Annotated in this window: 18 protein-coding genes and 1 riboswitch; of the genes, 13 read left to right on the top strand and 5 right to left on the bottom strand. The window is 49.5% G+C overall.

Annotated elements, in window-relative coordinates; all coding sequences use genetic code 11:
• Positions 1-48 precede the first annotated feature (48 nt).
• Entirely contained in the window at positions 49-648 is a 600-nt protein-coding gene (locus NSQ24_RS17295) for a hypothetical protein (protein WP_003386318.1), read from the top strand.
• Between the two features lie 165 nt (positions 649-813).
• Here NSQ24_RS17295 and NSQ24_RS17290 read toward each other — a convergent pair whose 3' ends face one another.
• The gene (locus NSQ24_RS17290) at positions 814-2,259 is read right to left on the bottom strand and encodes an IS1182 family transposase (protein ID WP_024985259.1); all 1,446 of its coding nucleotides are present in this window, start codon (positions 2,257-2,259) and stop codon (positions 814-816) included.
• A gap of 265 nt (positions 2,260-2,524) precedes the next feature.
• On the opposite strand from NSQ24_RS17290, the gene NSQ24_RS17285 reads away from it, so the two are divergent.
• The 3 genes from NSQ24_RS17285 (at position 2,525) to speD (ending at position 4,623) form a co-directional block, all read left to right on the top strand.
• Positions 2,525-3,061 carry a DUF4446 family protein gene (locus NSQ24_RS17285; RefSeq protein ID WP_003386317.1) on the top strand — a complete coding sequence of 179 codons (537 nt, stop codon included), beginning with the start codon at positions 2,525-2,527 and terminating at the stop codon, positions 3,059-3,061.
• 312 nt (positions 3,062-3,373) lie between these two features.
• Complete coding sequence (locus NSQ24_RS17280; RefSeq protein WP_003386316.1) at positions 3,374-3,970, top strand: hypothetical protein; 597 nt, start codon at positions 3,374-3,376, stop codon at positions 3,968-3,970.
• A 248-nt stretch (positions 3,971-4,218) separates the two neighbouring features.
• The gene (gene speD / locus NSQ24_RS17275) at positions 4,219-4,623 is read left to right on the top strand and encodes an adenosylmethionine decarboxylase (RefSeq protein ID WP_003386315.1); all 405 of its coding nucleotides are present in this window, start codon (positions 4,219-4,221) and stop codon (positions 4,621-4,623) included.
• A gap of 66 nt (positions 4,624-4,689) precedes the next feature.
• On the opposite strand, the gene NSQ24_RS17270 is transcribed toward speD, so the two are convergent.
• Complete coding sequence (locus tag NSQ24_RS17270; RefSeq protein ID WP_003386314.1) at positions 4,690-5,313, bottom strand: YhcN/YlaJ family sporulation lipoprotein; 624 nt, start codon at positions 5,311-5,313, stop codon at positions 4,690-4,692.
• A gap of 137 nt (positions 5,314-5,450) precedes the next feature.
• Here NSQ24_RS17270 and typA point away from each other — a divergent pair, with 137 nt between their 5' ends.
• Complete coding sequence (typA, locus tag NSQ24_RS17265; RefSeq protein ID WP_003386312.1) at positions 5,451-7,286, top strand: translational GTPase TypA; 1,836 nt, start codon at positions 5,451-5,453, stop codon at positions 7,284-7,286.
• Between the two features lie 184 nt (positions 7,287-7,470).
• Here typA and NSQ24_RS17260 read toward each other — a convergent pair whose 3' ends face one another.
• Both NSQ24_RS17260 and NSQ24_RS17255 read right to left on the bottom strand, forming a co-directional pair.
• Positions 7,471-7,947 carry a glutathione peroxidase gene (locus NSQ24_RS17260; protein WP_031932800.1) on the bottom strand — a complete coding sequence of 159 codons (477 nt, stop codon included), beginning with the start codon at positions 7,945-7,947 and terminating at the stop codon, positions 7,471-7,473.
• A gap of 75 nt (positions 7,948-8,022) precedes the next feature.
• Complete coding sequence (locus tag NSQ24_RS17255; RefSeq protein WP_003386310.1) at positions 8,023-8,256, bottom strand: hypothetical protein; 234 nt, start codon at positions 8,254-8,256, stop codon at positions 8,023-8,025.
• 255 nt (positions 8,257-8,511) lie between these two features.
• Here NSQ24_RS17255 and NSQ24_RS17250 point away from each other — a divergent pair, with 255 nt between their 5' ends.
• From NSQ24_RS17250 to NSQ24_RS17230, 5 genes are all read left to right on the top strand, one after another.
• Complete coding sequence (locus tag NSQ24_RS17250) at positions 8,512-8,838, top strand: YlaH-like family protein (protein WP_003386309.1); 327 nt, start codon at positions 8,512-8,514, stop codon at positions 8,836-8,838.
• Positions 8,839-8,850: 12 nt separating this feature from the next.
• Positions 8,851-9,126 (top strand): hypothetical protein, encoded by a 276-nt coding sequence (locus NSQ24_RS17245; RefSeq protein WP_003386308.1) that lies wholly within the window; start codon positions 8,851-8,853, stop codon positions 9,124-9,126.
• Between the two features lie 112 nt (positions 9,127-9,238).
• Positions 9,239-9,565 (top strand): helix-turn-helix domain-containing protein, encoded by a 327-nt coding sequence (locus NSQ24_RS17240; protein WP_024985204.1) that lies wholly within the window; start codon positions 9,239-9,241, stop codon positions 9,563-9,565.
• Entirely contained in the window at positions 9,505-10,389 is an 885-nt protein-coding gene (locus NSQ24_RS17235) for an IS3 family transposase (RefSeq protein WP_155808033.1), read from the top strand. Before NSQ24_RS17240 ends, NSQ24_RS17235 begins: the two co-directional genes overlap by 61 nt.
• A 153-nt stretch (positions 10,390-10,542) precedes the next feature.
• The gene (locus NSQ24_RS17230) at positions 10,543-11,907 is read left to right on the top strand and encodes a hypothetical protein (RefSeq protein ID WP_031932801.1); all 1,365 of its coding nucleotides are present in this window, start codon (positions 10,543-10,545) and stop codon (positions 11,905-11,907) included.
• A 75-nt stretch (positions 11,908-11,982) separates the two neighbouring features.
• Here NSQ24_RS17230 and NSQ24_RS17225 read toward each other — a convergent pair whose 3' ends face one another.
• A complete protein-coding gene (locus tag NSQ24_RS17225; protein WP_003386306.1) occupies positions 11,983-12,318 on the bottom strand; it encodes a DUF5665 domain-containing protein in 336 nt (111 codons plus the stop codon).
• A gap of 150 nt (positions 12,319-12,468) precedes the next feature.
• On the opposite strand from NSQ24_RS17225, the gene NSQ24_RS17220 reads away from it, so the two are divergent.
• From NSQ24_RS17220 to NSQ24_RS17210, 3 genes are all read left to right on the top strand, one after another.
• Positions 12,469-12,927 (top strand): pyridoxamine 5'-phosphate oxidase family protein, encoded by a 459-nt coding sequence (locus tag NSQ24_RS17220; protein ID WP_024984000.1) that lies wholly within the window; start codon positions 12,469-12,471, stop codon positions 12,925-12,927.
• A 92-nt stretch (positions 12,928-13,019) separates the two neighbouring features.
• Positions 13,020-13,137, top strand: a riboswitch (SAM riboswitch).
• Between the two features lie 94 nt (positions 13,138-13,231).
• Positions 13,232-14,395: an aminotransferase class I/II-fold pyridoxal phosphate-dependent enzyme gene (locus NSQ24_RS17215; RefSeq protein WP_003386303.1), complete on the top strand. Its 1,164-nt coding sequence runs from the start codon at positions 13,232-13,234 to the stop codon at positions 14,393-14,395.
• Positions 14,392-15,576 carry an aminotransferase class I/II-fold pyridoxal phosphate-dependent enzyme gene (locus NSQ24_RS17210; protein ID WP_031932802.1) on the top strand — a complete coding sequence of 395 codons (1,185 nt, stop codon included), beginning with the start codon at positions 14,392-14,394 and terminating at the stop codon, positions 15,574-15,576. The genes NSQ24_RS17215 and NSQ24_RS17210 overlap by 4 nt, the downstream gene beginning before the upstream one ends.
• Positions 15,577-15,598 lie beyond the last annotated feature (22 nt).

Here is a 15,598-nt window from a genome sequence, read left to right as displayed (position 1 = left end):
CCGTAAGCAGTTCTATTTACTGAGTATTCTGTGAATGGGAGGGATCTGATGCAAGACGGGAAGGAATTGGAGTATTGCAATTTGTCTGTCTGGTTTGACCGAAAAACCTTGTATGCGATGCTGCAGTTTCTGGTCAATGCAGGAGCAACTGTCACTTGGAAGGAAACCAAGGAGCACTTTCATTTACTCGTGTGCACCCAGGACGGCAGAGCAGAATGGAGACTTCAACGCGTCAACGGTGTCTACAGATGGCAGCAACCTGATTGTTCAGTCCGTGACACCCGGGTGGCCTTGATACTCTACCGCTTTATCCAGAAGGCAAAAGGACATGTCGTTGTAAAAATGCTCCATGAAAGCGGGTTGCTCATAAAGCACATTCGGTATGGAGAAGCCGTCAGAATCGTGGAGATAAAAGGAGCTGAGAAAAAAGTGATCTACGAAAAAGCTTGCAGTGTAACCATGGATCAGGTGATTGCCGCCCTCAAACGTCGTGATGCAGAGGAACGAATACCGGTTTTGCGTTTGGAACTCGATTATGAGTTGGCTACCCTGTACGATGCTTTGCATGCCAAGGATACGGCTCAGATTCGCAGATCGACCGAACGCTTGAAGCAGCTCCGCAAGGAAATGCTGCTGCTGGAAGCATAGGGAAAGCCAACCTAAGAAGCAGGCCAGTGAAACGTTAACAGCTTTGCGATTACACGAAAGCATGCGAAAGATGCGTGCATGAGTGGAGGAAAGAACAAAAACGATGAAGGTCGCACATGTGAATAGGGAATGAAAAAAGCGGCATCTCATATCGAGAGTGTCGCTTCAGGTTGCAGACAAACTCCCTCGCTGAACGAACAGCAGAGGGAGTTTGTTTAATAATTTGATGAAAATACCGAAGGTGTTTTGATCGTTCACCTTTTGGCGACCTGATTTCCATAGCCAGGTCGCCATTTTTTTCAAGTTCATGGCAGCGAAAACAAGCATCGCCTGCATCGTGACCTTCTCCAGTCCTCGTAAGGTCGTCCAACGCATGCCATGCTTTTCCTTCATATCAGCGAATACACGTTCAATCGTTTCTTTCCGTTTGCTATAGATTTGTTTGTTTTCCTCGGTATGCCGGAGGTGGTCTACCTCTTCGAGGTAATCAGCCCAGATGTGGCGACTCACTCTCTTTGTGTAGTCTTTACTTTCCGTGCATTGTTTCAAGAACGGACAACTTCGGCAAACTTGAGAATTTGATCGATAGATACGGTACCCATCCTTGTTTGTTGTCTCATATGTTAAGATTTGCTCGTTCGGGCAGATGTAGCAGTCGAAATATTCATCATACACATATTCGTGCTTTTTAAAAAAACCTTCTTTGGTGCGTGGTCTTGTGTAGGGCATAACGGGGCGAATCTGGTCATCAAGGAGTGTTTTACTGATGTAAGGCGTCTTGTATCCCGAGTCCACTGCCACAGCTTGAGGCTGTGCAAACGTCTTTCGCACTTGATTCAAAACATCCTCAAAAACCTGACTGTCATGCACATTGCCTGGCGTTACCTTGGCACCAAGCACAAATCCATTTCGATCACATGCTGTATGAAAACTATAAGCAAATACACGTTCCTTTTCCCCTTTTACAAACAATCCGCAATCCGGGTCAGTTGTGCTGACTTTCACCTCCTTCTTCGAAGTTTCTGTCTTTTTTTCAAGGGGCTTCTTTCCATGTGCAATACGATCCTGATTGATTTCTTCGTCCAGCAGCTCTTGATATTTCTTCGCTTGTTCTTCAACGATTTCTTTCACGTATTTATGCTTATTCGCACTGGCTTTTACATGCGTAGCATCAATGAAAAGCACATCAGGCTTCACGAATCCATGATGAACCGCCTCCTCCAATATTCGAAGGAAGATCGACTCGAAGAGTTGAGTATCCCGAAAACGGCGAACATAGTTCTTGCCTAGGGTCGTGAAATGGGGAATGGGCTGACTGAAATCATAGCCAATAAACCACCGATAGGCAACATTGGTTTCGATCTCTTTAATCGTTTGTCGCATGGAACGAATTCCAAAAATATATTGGATGAAAGCAATTTTAACTAAGACTACAGGGTCAACACTGGGTCTGCCATTGTCATGACAGTAGAGGCTTTCCACCAAGTCATAGATGAACGAAAAGTCGATTGCATTTTCAATTTTTCTTACGAGATGATCTTCTGGCACCAACTCATCTAGCGAGAATGCAGATATCTGATAACGCCCTTCGGCCTCTTGCTTATTAAGCATAATGCCACCTCTAAAAAATAACTTTTGAAAACGTAACATGTTCTATATTCAACAAAAAAGCCTGCAGACCCTGTTCCTTACGGAACTTTGTCTACAGGCTGAAGCGGCATCTCATATCGAGAGTGTCGCTTTTTTTGGTTTTTGCTCCTGGGCATCTTTTTGATCGTTATGTTCGTCTTTTCATTTGAATTGGCCCAGGCAACAGATGTACAATAGAGTAGGATTTTTGGGCCCCTTGCGCCACTAGAAAGGAAGAAAATGTTACATGGTAGATCTCCTATCGCTTGCTGAAAACACGCCGTTCTTGCTCCTGGCCACCCTCGGGCTCATCCTCTTGTTGTTTTTGCTCCTGATCATGCAGTCGGTTCGTATCAACCGTCTTCGCAAATCGTTAAATCGCTTGCTGAGCGGTACAAATGGGGCTAATTTGGAGGAAGGCATGCATCGTCTCTTTGACGAGATGGATGATGTGAAAAAACGGCAAACGGATCAGCAGTTTTTGCTCAATCGCCTGTCACAGCGCATTGCCGGACAGTGCGGAAATGTCGGGGTTGTCCGCTACAATGCGTTTGATGACATCGGCAATGACCTCAGCTTTTCCTTGGCAATCATCGACGATTCCCAGAATGGTGTGGTTGTTACCAGTATTTTCAGCCGCATGGAGTCCCGGGTCTACGCAAAGCCGGTCGAACAGGGCAGCTCGCCTTACCATTTGTCAGAAGAAGAGCAGACAGCGATCAGAAAAGCAATGAATCAAATAGCTGGAAGCCCTTCTGGAACGGAAATAAAACAGGAAAATTAGCGAGTATCCGGCAGAATAGGTGAGTTCTTCTTGTGTCAGGATAAAATTCAACGGATATTCGGCTTTTTTGCGAAAATTCATCCGCTTTTCGCTCAAGACTTTTTACTGCCTCTGTAGTATAATAAAGGAGTCAAGGTTGGCTTTAAATACGAAAAGTAGGTGATCCGCCTTCAATACCCAAATCGATTTTCGATTCGCGGGGCAAGGCCAGGTTCTACAACGTTCCTTCGTTGACACCTAGCGTATCTCCTCATTTGGCAACCGTTTTCGTCCAAACGATCCAGGTAAACCAAAAGAATTGAGGAGATATTTATGGCACAGCGTTTAGCAACAAACTACGCCAAGGCCTATTTTACGATGAACGAAGAAGAGTTGAACCGATTCGTCTCTCTCTTCACCAATGAGCACATTTCTGTCGAAGTGAAAATTTGTGAAAACGGCGATCGGGACGTTTTGTTGACGGACAAGAGCGGTGCGATTCAGTTGACATTCCACCGCTTGGGCAACCGGTATTCCTGTGAAAGTTCCTACCTCATTAGAGATATGCATCTGGCTAATGCCATGCGGAAAGCAATGAAAACGTTTCGAGGCCACGGGATCGTCCATCGGATTTATGACGGATTTACAGTCGTCTATCATTACGACGAAGGTTCTGTCGTAAGCATCCAGGAGGTTTCCGGCGACGAGGAAGTGTCCATTTTTGAAAATACCGCCCCTCATGCCGCAAAGGAACTGGAAGAGCTGTTCCGGCAGACGGGAAGCGAGTGTGAGATTGACTCGATCCGGCAAGAGACGGATAGATGGCTGGACTTGCGTAACTGGGCGAAGCATGCTGCCCCGGAAAAACTTGGCATGATCGACCTTCGTTTGTGCGCATTGTCACGTCGTTTGTTTGAACTGGAAGCCTGAGAAAACTGAAGATTTTCTGCATGAAATGGGTGCTGCGGCGCCCATTTTTTGTTTCCCATGATTTTCTTTCATAAAAAGTATTGTCAACTAGGCCGAAGCATGGTATGTTTGTTTTCGTTGGAAACAGGATTAGGAACCAGGATTCACTTTAAAGGGTGGATAACAAGAGGGAAACCGCCCCCGTTAGTGAATGACGCAGGTCCTAGCGATGTTTAACATTACACTTGCTAGGAAGGGGGAACCGAAAGATGGAATACTCGACTTTCGGAAGACACGTTGCCGTTGACACATGGGGAGTTCAGTTTGACTTGTTGAACGACGCAGAATTTTTGAAGAAGGAAATGATTGAAGCTGCTGAAAGCTGTGGTGCCACTGTACTCAGTGTGCAAGCCAAGCAGTTTTCTCCTCAAGGGGCTACCGTTCTGGTTCTTCTCTCGGAAAGCCATCTGTCTATTCATACCTACCCAGAGCGTGGATTTGCGGCTCTGGATTGCTACACCTGCGGTGAGACCGTAGACCCGCAAGTTGCCATTGATTACCTGGTTTCTGTATTGCGGCCAGAAAAAGTGTACGCAAAGAAACTGGTTCGCGGTACAGGCGAATTGCAAGTGGTTGAACCGGAAATGAAACCGGCCCAGGTGGCAAGCAAGTAACGATTGGAAAAAGCCAAGAGGTGCGGAATATGTCCGCACCTCTTTTGTGTCAAAAATTGCCCGGGTTTAACGGAACGGAGCGGTTATCGTACGGCCGACATCCCGCAGCAATACGGTAAAATCGTTTGCGGCGTTTGCCAGATTTCCGGTTACCGTATTCGGCCCGGAGGTAACGGCATTGGTGGTGTTCGCCAGGCCGTTCGTCACGGTGTTGCTGATGTTTTGCACCCTGCTGTACATGTTGTCATCTGAAGTGACGCGGATGTTGAGATTTGGTGCGGCAGCCCGCGCAGCAGAGTGAACCTGGCGTTCGATGGCTTGCCTTTGCTGCATATCTTGAGCGCCAAAACGGGTCCTGACGCCGATAATGCAATCGTTCCCGTACACGGCTGCCGTTGCTCCTTCAACCCCGGGAACATTGTCTGCTGCTTGCGCCAAACGATCTGCGACATCGCGGTTAAATCCTTGGGCAGTAAAGCCGTTTTGATAATTGTAGGCACCGTAGTTGTTTGCTCCGAAATTGTTTGCGGTGCCGTTGTTAGGCTGCGCATTGTTTTGCAGGTTAGCTGGACGCTGGTATGCCAAATTGTTTGTTTGGGTACCTTTATTTTGATCCGTGCCTGCATTTGCACACCCGGATACAGTTGCCAGCACCATTACGCCAACAAGAGAATACGCCCATTTATTCATGGGGAGCCACCTCCTTCGGTTAGTATGAGCCCGCATTGCACTCGATACTCAGGAAGGGGCTGGATGTCAAAACACCCCATTGTGCCATTTTTCTCTACCTGTTAATATGGAAGGTACGCATACTAGAGGAGGTTTACATGAAGCGTCTTGACATACGCAACATCGCAATTATTGCACACGTCGACCACGGTAAAACGACATTGGTGGACAAACTGTTGATTCAATCCGGTACATTCCGCAGCAACCAGCAGGTTGAAGAGCGGATGATGGACTCCAATGACCTGGAGCGGGAGCGCGGAATTACCATTCTGGCAAAGACCACATCCATTAAGTACAACGAGTACACCATCAACATTCTGGATACTCCTGGGCACGCCGACTTTGGCGGCGAGGTAGAACGGATTATGAGCATGGTGGACGGCGTTCTGTTGATCGTCGATGCTTTTGAAGGATGCATGCCGCAAACTCGCTTTGTATTGAAAAAAGCGCTGGAAGCAAAAGTGACGCCTATCGTCGTGGTCAATAAAGTGGACCGTGATAATGCACGTCCGCAAGAAGTCATCAACGAAGTTTACGACCTCTTTATTGATCTCGACGCAACCGAAGATCAACTGGAGTTTCCGATTGTATACGCATCCGGATTGCAAGGGATTGCGGGTATGGAGCCGGACAAACTGGAAGGAAACCTTCGTCCGCTGTACGAGACGATCATCGAGCACATTCCAGCTCCGGAAGCGAACTCCGAAGAGCCATTGCAGATGCAGGTTACGATGCTGGACTACAATGACTTCCTCGGCCGCATCGGGATTGGCCGTATTTACCGCGGTGTGCTGAACGTAAATGACACCGTTGCCCTGGTAAAACGGGACGGCTCGGTTAAACGGATGCGTGTGCAAAAGCTGTTTGGATTCTCTGGCCTGCAGCGTGTTGAGCAAAAAACGGCAAAAGCCGGTGATATCGTTGCCATCGCCGGTCTCGAGGATATCAACGTAGGGGAAACTGTCTGCCATACAGATCATCCGGATCCATTGCCGCTGCTGAAAATTGACGAGCCGACCCTGCAAATGACATTCCTCGTCAACAACAGCCCGTTTGCCGGACGCGAAGGCAAACACGTAACTTCCCGCAAGCTGCGCGACCGCCTGATGGCCGAGCTGGAGACGGACGTATCCCTTCGCGTAGACGAAACGGATTCTCCGGATGCGTTTATCGTATCGGGACGCGGTGAGCTACACTTGTCCATTCTGGTTGAAAACATGCGTCGTGAAGGCTTTGAGCTGGGCGTATCCAAGCCAGAAGTAATCGTGCGGGAAATCGATGGCCAAAAGATGGAGCCAGCCGAACGCCTGATTATCGACGTGCCGGAAGAATACACCGGTTCCGTCATGGAAACGCTTGGCCAACGCAAAGCTGAAATGGTCAACATGATCAACAACGGCTTTGGCCAGGTTCGCCTGGAATTCATCATTCCGTCCCGTGGTCTGATCGGCTACCGTACAGAGTTCTTGACGATCACACGCGGATACGGCATCATGAACCACTCCTTTGACAGCTACCGTCCGCTCGTTCCGGGCAGCGTTGGCGGACGCCATGCAGGCGTGTTGATCTCCAATGAAACGGGAACGGCCACCACGTACGGTCTGATGTCCGTCGAAGACCGCGGCATCATGTTTATCCAGCCGGGTACCGAGGTATACGAAGGAATGATTGTCGGCGAGCACAACCGCGACAACGATCTGACCGTAAACGTCTGCAAAGAGAAGCACGCGACCAACGTCCGTTCGGCAACGAAGGATGATACCGTGAAAATGAAAACGCCTCGTCTCTTGACGCTCGAAGAGGCGCTGGAATATCTGAATGACGACGAACTGTGCGAGGTTACCCCGCAATCCGTTCGTTTGCGTAAAAAGTATCTGACCAAATCGGAGCGCGAACGCTACGAGAAGCAAAAACGCTATGCGTCTCAGTCTTGATTTGCAGAGGCAAACGCAATTTTGTCTGGCATGACATACTGTCCGGATACGAAAGTAACCATGCAAAAAGCCGCCTGGTAAAAGGGCGGCTTTTTCATTTTCTCAGCAAGAAATTGCTTCGGCCAAGAGGCAAAAAACATCGCAGGCATTCACCCGAGACCAATGTGTATGAACTGGTTTGCCCCTACTGCAAATACTGTTCGATCAGCCCGGTCAATTCTTCCGGCTTCACCCGCGGATCAATCCGCTTGACGACGTTTCCTTCACGGTCGACCAGAAATTTGGCAAAATTCCATTCAATGTCCTGGTTTTCCTCGTTGGGGGCGTGCTGCTTCAGATACTGATACAGGGGATGAGCATTCGGTCCGTTTACATCAATTTTGGCAAACAGGGGAAAAGTCACTCCGTAATTTCGATCGCAAAATGCCGAAATTTCTTCAGCCGTACCAGGCTCCTGAGCGCCGAATTGATTGCACGGAAAACCAAGTACGACCAAACCGCGGTCACGATAGCGCTCATATAATTCCTGCAGTCCTTTGTACTGCGGAGTCAGCCCGCAAGCACTGGCAGTGTTGACGATCAGAAGCAGGTTGCCCTTGTAGCGGGCCAGTGTCGTTTCTTCACCAGCGATGGTTGTGACGGGGATGTCGTAAATACGCAAGGATTCCACCTCTTTCAAAGAGTTGTGATCCCGTCCACTATACCACGTCAAAGGGGAGTCATTCCAGCCTGCCGGCTAAAGCAACTGTTTGATAATCGTCATTTCGACCTCGGACAAGATGATTTGCTGCACAGATTCCGACCCTTTTCGTGCGGTGCTTTGCAGGATGCGTACAACTCCCTCCGGGTTTTGGGCGATAATCGTGCGGATCTCCCCATTCCCGCTCTTTCGCCGAGAATCATGCATGACAGAATAACCGAAGCGCTCCTGCAGAAACTGCAGGCTTGCCTGTACCTGAGCGTGCTTCATGCGAACCCCTCCCGACCGCTTCTTTTCTATTGAACGTATGAAAAAAACAGGACGAGAATGCATGCCAGTCTGTCAACCTGCAGTCACAGCATTTTGACAGGTTTCAAGGCAACTGATAAAGTGATAAGGATGGGGTAAACCAGTGCAAGAGCCTCTGGGAAACATCATTACATACGAGAGAAAATACGGGGGAGAATTCGCTGGTTTGCGAGCGCTTACCCGAAGCAGTATGGCCGCAGGGCAGGAGGGTTAAAGATGGAATGGTTTGAGGTTGTTTCTACCTATGCTCCTTCTTCAACGGAGGGACTTTCGGCTTATGACAGCTTTCGGATGTGGGCTGATCATAACCGGGTGTGGATCATTTTTGTACAATTGATACTTGTCTATTACATGGGATTTGCCACTCGTGTGCGAATGCCCATTTTAAAAACAATTTTGCTTTACGTACTGCTCTTTATCGGCGCTCTGATCTTTGGCATTCTGGATGTGCAGCTGCCTGTGAAAAGCGCTCTGCTCGTAGCGATTGCCATCCTGGTGATCGTCAAGGTCAGAATCAAGCCGGAAGGAAGCAGCAGAAAGTGAGGGGGAGCGCACGTGAAGCGTGAGGATGCATTGGCCAATTGGCTGCAGATCAGGATTGTTGCGGATGCTCGTCCGGACGATCGCTCCGCCGCTGATACTGCCGCCTTTTTTGAGGCCATTCTCAAAGAGGATCATCAGGCGAGCAACCTGACCTACGAGGCAAATGAAGACAGCTACGTGGTTTCCGTTCTATGCAATCAAGAGAAGGTCGAACGGAGATACGATCGTGAGGAGGCAGAATCCCTGCTGAGGGCAATCGAGCTTGAACCGCGATACAATGAATCATAATCACTGTTCTGAAACAAGATGGCTCCGCCTTGCATGCTGAAGTGCACCCCTTAGAATGGACATTGGATTAAACCCCTGGTAAATCCGATGAAATTTAAGGGGTGCATTTTTTATGGTGAAAAAGGGGCAAACGTTTAGAAGTTATTCTCACGAATTAAAGGTGGAAGCCATACGACTGCATATCGAAGAAGGATGGACATACCGTCGAATCATGGAGCATCTGGGGATTCCGGACCGCCACCGGCTTAAAGTATGGATGAAAAAATATAAACAGTTAGGCGAATTTGGGTTGATGGATCAACGAGGTAGACGTGAAGAATATGTTGATCAAGATCGATATGTTAAAAAGCTAAAACGAGAGAACTCGATGCTAAAAAAGTGTTTGAAAATCTGGATGCGGGAGGTGCAGCCCATAAGTATGAGGCGATCAAGCAAGTAGCTGGTGAGTATACGACTAGTGAACTTTGCAAGCTGTTTGGAGTCTCAAGAAGTGGATACTATGCATACTTGAAACGGCAACAAGCGGACCGGGACAAGCCCGTGAAAGACCTCATCAAAGTAGTTTATAAGAAGTATGATGGTAAATATGGGTATCGACAAACCCAGCTGTTTCTCTTACGAGATCACGGGGTATGGGTCAACCATAAGAAGGTACTACGTCTGATGCAAGAAATGAAGCTCCGTTCTCGAATACGCCGCAAATATCGAGGTCACTATGCTTCAACCGAAGGTGGACGAGTCGCTGAGAATGTGATGCAGCGGAATTTCAAAGCGGATGCACCTAATCGAAAATGGGTAACCGATGTCACACAGTATCGTGTCGCGGATACGTGGCTCTACCTGTCTGCTATTAAGGATTTGTTTAATAATGAGATTGTGGCTTACCACATTGGAGTTCGCAACGACAATCAGTTGGTCCTACGGACCTTTGAGAAAGCCTTTAAAAAGACGAAAGACGTGACTGGACTGATCGTTCACAGCGATCAGGGATTCCAGTACACGTCCTACGCTTACCACGACATGTTGCCGAAGGTTGGCGCCCAAATCAGCATGTCTCGGAGAGGCAACTGTTATGATAATGCCTCGATGGAGAGCTTCTTCTCGCATCTCAAAACGGAAGGGCTCTACCCTTATGATATCCGAAGTGTGGATGAGGCACAAAGGCGAATTGAGGAATATATTCAATTCTACAACCAAAGTCGACCACAACGAAAATTAAAAAGGCTGACGCCTGTTGAATTCAGACGTCAGCTGTCGGTCTAACGGTCGGGTTTTTTCTTACTGTCCACTAAATGGGGTCTTGACCAATGCTTTGGCGGGGCCCTATTTTTTATTTCTGCAACTTTTCCAAGGTTGCCCTCGTCTGTAACTGTGCCCAGGGCATTGAGGGAAAACATGGAAAGGGGAAGTACATCAATGAAAAAATACATGACCAGGCCCGTGCTGGCAGTTGTGGCTGCCGCTACGATAATTGGGGGCGTAACGCCGCTGCTGGCCAATGCCAGTACAACCGGAAGCAGCAGTGCGATCAAGGTTGTCATGAATGAAGAAGGCAAGCAAGTGACTCGCTACAATCTGAAAGAGCTGGCAACAAACGATCCGGCCACGCTCAATCTGTTGCTGAAAACGCAGGCAGATCACTTGTATATTGTAGTGGACAAACTGAATCTCGACGTAAAAATGCAAACGTACATTGAGCAAAATGAGGCGGAGTGGAACCGGATTTACAAGGAGTACTATTCCGATATTTACCTCGAAGTACGTTTTGACGAAACTGAGCAGGGCTTTGTCAGCCTAACTCCAGAGACAAAAGACAGCACCACCTACCTGAAAGGTGAAGTAACGGATGAAGTAACCAAAGTCGTGGTTGTCAAGCCAAATGGCGACAGCATCGAAGTCGTGCCAACGGCCAACGACAGCTTTTCGGTGAGCTTTGCGGCCACTGTGAGCGCGACTCCGCAATACGCGACAGTGAAAGCTTACGTCAACGACAAACTGGTCGATACCCGCGAAGTGCGGATCAACTCGGGAACTGTTGTAGATTCCGATGTTTTGATTCATACGCAGGCTGTTTTGGATAGCAAAAAGGGTGAATTGAAAGTAAACGGCATTGTAAACCTTACGGCAGGCAAAGTAGTCGTGACCTATGACGGAGACAAGAGAGGCGCCGGCGTGAAAAAGCTGTGGGACGGTGTCGGCTCCTATTCAGTCACCATGAAGGATGTAGAGGCTGACAAAGGGAAAGTATTGATTGAGGTGTACAAGGACGGCAAGAAGCTTGATTCGGAATCCGTCGATCTGCTTGTTGTCAACAAGCCGGATAAACCGACCAAGCCGGAAACGCCGAAGCCTGCCCAATACAAAATTACCGGAACCGCCAAGCTTGACGCCAAAGATAAGGAAATTGAAGTAGAAGGGGAAATCGCAGGATTCTCCAAAAACCAAAAAGCGAAGCTGTATGTAATCGCTCCGGACGGCAAAAAACACGAGGTCAAGATAGACGATGACGGGGAGTTCGAAGTGGAGCTCTCTTACAAAAATCGTTCTTACAGCGCCAAGTCCGTCCATCTGGAAGTAGTCGTTGACGGGAAGGTCGTAGCACAAGCTGACATTCCTCACGGTACGCCAGTAAACGAAGTTGATGACGATAAAGATAAAGATAAGAAAAAGAAGGACAAAGACAAAAAGCATCCGAACGGAAATGCGTATGGCTACTGGAAAAAGCATGGCCATGACGATGACGGAGACGATGACGATAACGACGATCGCGACAACGACTAATCCGTTGCATTCTTGAGCGGCCACGAATGGCAATCTTCTTTCTGCTCCGGGCAGCTTGCCAATCATTCCATTTGACTAGGGCTGACGGTAGGTGGAGACATAATCCATCAGTTGGCTGATGTAGTCCCCGATGATGGGAATCGAGAGGAATTTGCTCAGGACGGAACCGAGAATGGCCAGTACGATGGCTGTTCCGATCGTCAGTCCCAGGCCCCGTGCCAGACCTGCCAGGAAATTGATCCAAAGCAGCTTGCGCGGGGCTGTATAATTTTGAATGACATCTGCCAGACGGATATCCTCTAAAAACATGGCGATTTTGTCCATCCGGTCATTTAATTTGCGTGCCTCCTGAATTTCTTCGAGGAGCTGGTCAATCTTTGACAACAGGCGGTCTGTGGGGCTTTGTGACATCTGGTTTCTCCTCCTGTCTCCTATGGTTACCAGTTAAGTAACAGTGTAGGGAAAAAAAGGGGAAGAATCAAGCGCATGCCGGAAAGGTTTGCCTATCTCTTCCTTGGCGGGTACAATAGACGTACAAAACTTACACAAGGAGGCTTCGGAATGGCTGAGACCGTATCCCAAACGCTTTCGGAGGAACTGTTCGGGTTGTTGCAGCAGGAGCGGTTTATCACATTGGGCACCATTGACCATGAGTCTGGGGCGCCATCGCTCAGCTCGCTTTCCTGGACGTTTGCGGCATCGCCGCAAGTCATCCGGTTTGCGGTAGACAACCGTTCACGCATCTTGACCAATATCGCCAAGCAGCCACAAGTGGTTCTGCATTTGATTGGTGCTGGCTCTTCTTATGCCATTAACGGAAGGGCTGTATTGAAGAGTGAGCGGATGGAGGAGGTTCCCCTGAAGCTGGCGATGGTGGAGGTTACCATTGAGGCGGTGCGTGATGTCATGTTCTACGGTTCCCGTATCTCCGTAGAACCGCAGTATGAAAAAACATATGATAAAAATGCGGCGGCGAAGCTGGACAATCAGGTGATGACAGCACTGCGCAAAGCGGAGTAACAGAGAAAACGGGTGAAAACGAAGAGGAAATATCTGTTGACAATCACTCGATATTTCCGTTAGTATTAGGATCAACAAATTGAATAGCAAACTTCTTATCCAGAGAGGCGGAGGGACTGGCCCGATGATGCCCGGCAACCAATTTTCCTGTTAACAGGACGATACTGGTGCTAATTCCTGCAGAGCAAATCATGCTCTGAAAGATGAGAAGGGTTTGCTTGCGGCGACGTAAACAAAGCCTTCTTTTCAAAAGAAAAGAGGGCTTTTTCATGCCCTCAACATCAAAGCAGAGGGAGAGATTGCTATGCATCTGGAAACGAAACTGGTACAGGCGGGGGTAGGTCGTGATACGATCACGGGCGCGGTAAGCTTCCCGGTTTACTATGCGACCGCTTACCGCCACCCGTCTCTTGGTCAAAGTACCGGATACGATTACACCCGTACGGCCAATCCGACACGCAAGGTGCTGGAGGAGGCGATCGCAGAGGCCGAGTGCGGTGATGCCGGTTTTGCCTGTGCTTCCGGGATGGCAGCGATTCACACAGTCATGGGACTTTTTTCTCAAGGCGACCATTTGATCGTTTCGCTTGATTTATACGGTGGGACATACCGTCTTTTTGAGCAGGTCCTTTCCCGCTACGGGCTCCAGTTCAGCTATGTTGATCTGCGCGATCTTCAGGCATTTGCGGGCGCGATCCGTCCGGAGACAAAAGCCGTTCTCATCGAGACGCCGACAAATCCGCTGATGCAAATAACGGATATCGCTTGCGTAGCCGGGATCGCCAAACGAAGCGGTTTGCTGACCATCGTGGACAATACCTTTATGACGCCGTACTATCAGCGTCCACTGGAGCTGGGGGCAGATCTGGTGCTCCATAGCGGGACGAAATATCTTGGAGGCCACAATGACGTGCTGGCTGGCCTGATTGTGACAAAAGGCGCTGAGTTGTCTGAAAAGGTCCGGTTTTTGCACAACTCCATCGGTGCAACCCTCGGCCCACAGGATTGCTGGCTGCTGGTCAGAGGCATGAAGACGCTCGCTTTGCGTATGGAGCGACATCAGAGCAATGCTCTCCAGGTTGCGCGCAAACTGCGGGAGCATCCGGCGGTCACCGATGTATTCTATCCGGGATTGGACGATCATCCCGGCTACGAGATTCAGAGCAAACAGGCGACCGGTTACAGCGGCATGGTGTCCTTCCGCGTTCGCTTCTCTGCTCAGGTGGGGCCGTTTTTGGAAAACTTGCGCATCATCTCTTTTGCGGAGAGTCTGGGAGGCGTCGAGTCTTTGTGCACGTATCCGGCGACACAGACTCATGCCGACATTCCGCAAAAAATTCGAGAATACGTCGGGGTCTGTGATCGTTTGCTGCGATTGTCGGTAGGAGTTGAACATCCGGATGATTTGATTCATGATTTGATACAGGCTCTCGATGCAAGTCTGGTAGCGGAAGGGTGTAGACGATGAAATTTGCCACGAAACTGCTTCACGGGACATCTTGTTTCGATCCGGTGACCGGTGCGGCATCCACGCCGATTTACCAGGCATCTACGTTTCACCAAGCGGATTTGGACCGTCCGGGCGCATACGACTATGCGCGGTCCGGCAACCCGACCCGGCATGCATTGGAAGAGGCGATTGCCGTCCTGGAGGGCGGTGCGCGGGGATTTGCATTTGCTTCCGGCATGGCCGCGATTTCCAGCGTGTTTATGCTGTTTTCCGCGGGCGATCATGTTGTCGTGGCAGAAGATGTCTACGGCGGAACGTATCGCTTTTTGACCAAAGTGTTGTCCCGCATGAATATTGACGTTACGTTCGTGGATACGACCTGCGTAGAGGCAGTGGAGAGAGCCGTCACTCCTCGCACTCGCGGGATCTACCTGGAGACACCTTCTAATCCGACGTTGAAGGTGACAGACATCGCAGCTGTCTGCCATATCGCAAAGGCCAAGAATATCATAGTCATTGTCGACAATACGTTTCTGACCCCGTACTACCAGCGTCCGCTTGAACTCGGAGCAGATATCGTCATCCACTCAGCGACGAAGTTCATCGGCGGCCACAGCGATGTCGTTGCAGGGCTGGCTGTTACCAAGGATGCTGAGCTGGGTGAACAGCTTTACTTTATCCAAAACGGCATGGGAGCGGTACTCGGAGCGCAGGATTCCTGGCTGGTGATGCGCGGGCTGAAATCGCTGAAAGCCAGACTGGATGTAAGCACCCAAACAGCGGAAAAGATCGCTCGATGGCTCGCAAATCATCCTTCCGTTGCAAAGGTACATTATACGGGACTAGCGGGTCATCCCGGCCACCAGCTCCAATCGAGGCAGGCGAGCGGCCACGGAGCCGTGCTGTCCTTTGATGTGGGCAGCAGAGAGCGGGCGAAGGCTTTGTTTGATCGGGTTACGCTTCCGATCGTAGCGGTCAGTCTCGGAGCCGTAGAAACCATTCTGTCGTATCCGGCGATGATGTCACATGCCGCTATGCCAGCGGCAGAAAGAGAGCGTCGCGGTATAACGGACGGATTGATTCGCTTATCCGCCGGACTGGAAGACGCTGACGACCTCGTCCGCGACCTGGAACAGGCGCTTGAAGGTGTAGAGGCCGCTTTATCTGAAAGCAAAAGCAAGGCATTCTCCGGGGCATAACCGGGAGAATGCCTTTTTATTG

The sequence above is a fragment of the Brevibacillus sp. FSL L8-0520 genome (assembly GCF_037963895.1).
Classification (GTDB): Bacteria; Bacillota; Bacilli; order Brevibacillales; family Brevibacillaceae; genus Brevibacillus; species Brevibacillus borstelensis.
Note: the sequence above shows the minus strand (reverse complement) of the source record. Positions and strands in the feature narration are given on the sequence as shown.